The organism is Mesorhizobium sp. M1A.F.Ca.IN.020.04.1.1 (assembly GCF_003997315.1).
Taxonomy (GTDB): Bacteria; Pseudomonadota; Alphaproteobacteria; order Rhizobiales; family Rhizobiaceae; genus Mesorhizobium.
In genome coordinates, this window is sequence record NZ_RZSN01000315.1 from 1 (window position 1) to 3,180 (window position 3,180).

Below are 3,180 nucleotides of genomic sequence, written 5' to 3' on the forward strand. Positions count from 1 at the left end.
GTCCGAACTTATCCTGAAGCGGGCGGCGCAGGCCGTCGATGGGATCGCCGTTCTGCTCGCAGATAAATCCGGTGCCAGAATGGCCGCCGAATAGTCGTGGGACGGGGCTCCAGCGACAAGCCGTGGAGTCTCGCTTTCTTAGCCAACGGACCGCCACATCAAGGCGAATCCAGGGTCTGGTTTTTTGGCCGATCACCTCAAAAGCCGCCTGTCTGCTTGCGGCCCCGTTCGAGACATTTAGAGTGCGACCCAGAGAGGACTGCTCCTGGCGCTCCTTGCTCGTTCCGATGGACGGCCGAACCGGAGCTTTTTCACAACCCTTATGCAACATTCCCTTGACGCTGGCATTGCGCTTTTCTTCTGAGCGCTACACTTCGCTTGTGAATTCGCATCACAATTGGCGCTCTTTATGCTCGGGCTTCGGCGGTCTCCAAACCGAGTTCGACGGGATCGGGGACCGTCGTCGCGAAAATATCCAGATAGTTTCGCCGTTTCGTGGGCGATGTTTGGCCGAGCTTTTCGACTTTCCGCGAAACCGTCTCCTTGAGGCGTTCAGCGCTAGGTTTCAGGCTTTCTTCGGCAATGTTAATCCGGGCGTCGATCGCCGCTACCTCCGGTTTTTCCTCACCTTCATTCCCAGATCCGCCACTCGACGCCGCCTTGGCGTGTTTGGGTTTCGGCAGGCTGGCGTTGCGATTCACGGTGCGGGTTGCTGGCTCCTTTGTTGCCGGCGTCGGTTTCGCGTTTGCAGCGACAGTCGGCATCATCTCAGCGCCGTTGAATAGTGGTGACATTCTCGTTTTGGAATCAGCCATTCCGGAAGTCGGGGCCCCGACATCTTCGGCGGGCTGGCCTGCCCGGTTGTAATCGTCAGTCAAAGCCGGAACCGGCTGAACCGGGAGGTATTCGATCGGCGGTACATCCGGAATGTGCGTCTGCGAAAACGCCTCCGCGGACTTGAATGGTTGTGTCTCGAAAAATCGCAGCTTGTCGCCGAAGATCGGGCGCTGGCCTTCAATAAGCAGTACCATCTTTCTCTCCGGCATCTGTCGGATTTCCTGCGGCATCATCAGGTCACGCTCGCGAATCTGTTCGACCTTGGTGCGCCTTGGCAGGCCGAGCAACTCGATCGTGCGGGATTCCGACTGGTAGCGAATGGTCCGCTTGCCGAGCGCACGGGATGCATAGTCTGCGGTCGCCTGATCATTCGCGCCTAGAATGAGCTGATAGCCACAATTGCCGAGCAGCGAATGCCGGGAGGTTTCGCCGTAAATCTCGTCGAGGTTCTTCAAGTCCTGGATGATGATGGCGAGCTTGATCTTGTACCCTGCCACATAGGGCAGCTTCGTCATGATCTCGTCCATCTTCTTGAGCTGCCGAAACTCGTCGAGCAGGAAGTAGACCGGCAGCGAGTTCGGATCGTGCTCGAGGGTAAGAATGTCCATTGTCTGTTGCACGAACAGCGTCAGGAGCGGCTTGAGCAGCGTGATATCCGTGATGTTGGGCGCGAGGTAGACAGTGATCGGCCGACGCTTCATCGCCCGGAGATCCATGTCGGTGACGTTCGTCGCGGCGACTACACGCTCGTTCTTAAACGGCCGCATCGCCTTCTGAATATCGAGCAAGGCCGAAGCGGCGGCGCGCTCGGAAAGGGCTAGGTAGGCGTTGAAGCTTTCCAACGTGAATTTGGACAGGTACGGCTCTTTTGCCTTGATGAATTTCATCAAGGCCTGCAGGTCGACGCCGCTGTTGAAGAACGAGTTGACCTCCCCGAGATTGCGCCGGCCGTTGTAAAACGGGCTTTCCAGCACATAGCTGATAGCGCCTGCCATGACCTGTTGAGCGGTGGCCTGCCACACCGAGTTTTCGGATTCGGTGTTTTCGGGAACGAGAATGCTCGCCGTGTTCTGGATGTCGGTCGTGCGATTTCCGCGTTCCTGGCGAATGAAGTCGAGAGGGTTGTAGCGGTTGGTCCTCTCTGCGCCCGGCGCGAAAAGGAAGACCTGGCTGCCGTTGCGCCGGCGATAGCCGGCGGTTGCCTTGAAAATCTCTCCCTTGAGGTCGGTGACAATCATCGACCCTTCATGCATCAGAGCATTGGGAATGACATAGCCAGCGCCTTTGCCCGATCTTGTCGGGCCGATGATCAGATGGTGACGATCATCCTTGGTGCGGAGGATATTGCGGCCGACGCGACCGAAGACATGGCCGGCTTTGCGAAACCACTTGCCGCGGCGCAGAGAGGCGATGTCCTGAAAGGCCGCGTCACCGAGTGGGCTGCCTTGCGGCCGAAGGCCGATATAAGCGACGAGGCCGCCGGCGAGGAGCGCGGGAACGAGCGCCCCGATCGCGACCATCTGCAATGTGGTGTTGCTCTTGTAGAGCCAGAATTGTTGCAATGGTGCGAATGGGTTGGTGGTGATCGTCGTTTCGAGAATTCGGCCGTCACGGAAAAAAACCTGCAGGCCGAGGCCATAGCCGAGAATCCAGACTGCAAACACGATTCCGGTGCAGAAGATCAGGTAGAAGGCCTTATAGCCCTGGCTCATGAGTCATCCCGGGCAAAGAAGATCTCCGACACGCCGCGCTTCCCGCCGTCGCGGCGGAGCTGGATGACGATCGGGATGACCATTTGAATGTAGGACATCAGATCGGCTTTGGAATAACCTGACGACATGCCAGCCTGTTGCATCATCATGGCGAGTTGCTCGTAGGCACCCATTGGCGTGTCGGCATGGACAGTGGACATGCTGCCGGGGTGGCCGGTGTTGATTGCGCGGAGAAACGAGAAGGCTTCCGCGCCGCGGATTTCGCCGACAAACAAACGATCGGGGCGCATCCGAAGCGATGCTTCAAGCAGGCTTTGAATCGTCACATCAGCCGTGCCCTGATCGCCCTTTGAGGCGACGAGGTGCACCTTGTTGGCCTGGGGCGGGAACAGCTCGCGTGTGTCTTCCAGCGTAAGGATGCGCTCATTGGCATCGATGCTTTTCAAGCATGCGTTGAGAAACGTCGTCTTGCCGGAGGAAGTGCCGCCGCTGATCAGGATCGACACCCGTTTCGTGATCGCCGTGTGGATGAACTCATAGATACGGCCGGCGCGCAGATGCGCTATCAAGTCGCGATCGATGTCGCTTAGGCCGCCGACAGCGACAGATACTTTGTCGAGCGAGCCGCTGT

General features: G+C 58.2%; 2 protein-coding genes. Both read right to left on the reverse strand.

The genetic code is table 11. From position 1 onward, the window contains the following. Positions 1-407: 407 nt before the first annotated feature. Positions 408-2,549 (reverse strand): type IV secretory system conjugative DNA transfer family protein, encoded by a 2,142-nt coding sequence (locus tag EOA49_RS31130; protein WP_127243567.1) that lies wholly within the window; start codon positions 2,547-2,549, stop codon positions 408-410. Then, on the reverse strand, positions 2,546-3,180 hold a 635-nt coding region (locus tag EOA49_RS31135), incomplete at its 5' end, for an ATPase, T2SS/T4P/T4SS family (RefSeq protein WP_164749360.1). The genes EOA49_RS31130 and EOA49_RS31135, both read right to left, overlap by 4 nt.

What these genes read in the sequence shown, in the direction of transcription:
- EOA49_RS31130 (WP_127243567.1), bottom strand. Translation starts at nt 2,549, where the DNA reads ATGAGCCAGGGCTATAAGGCCTTCTACCTGATCTTCTGCACCGGAATC.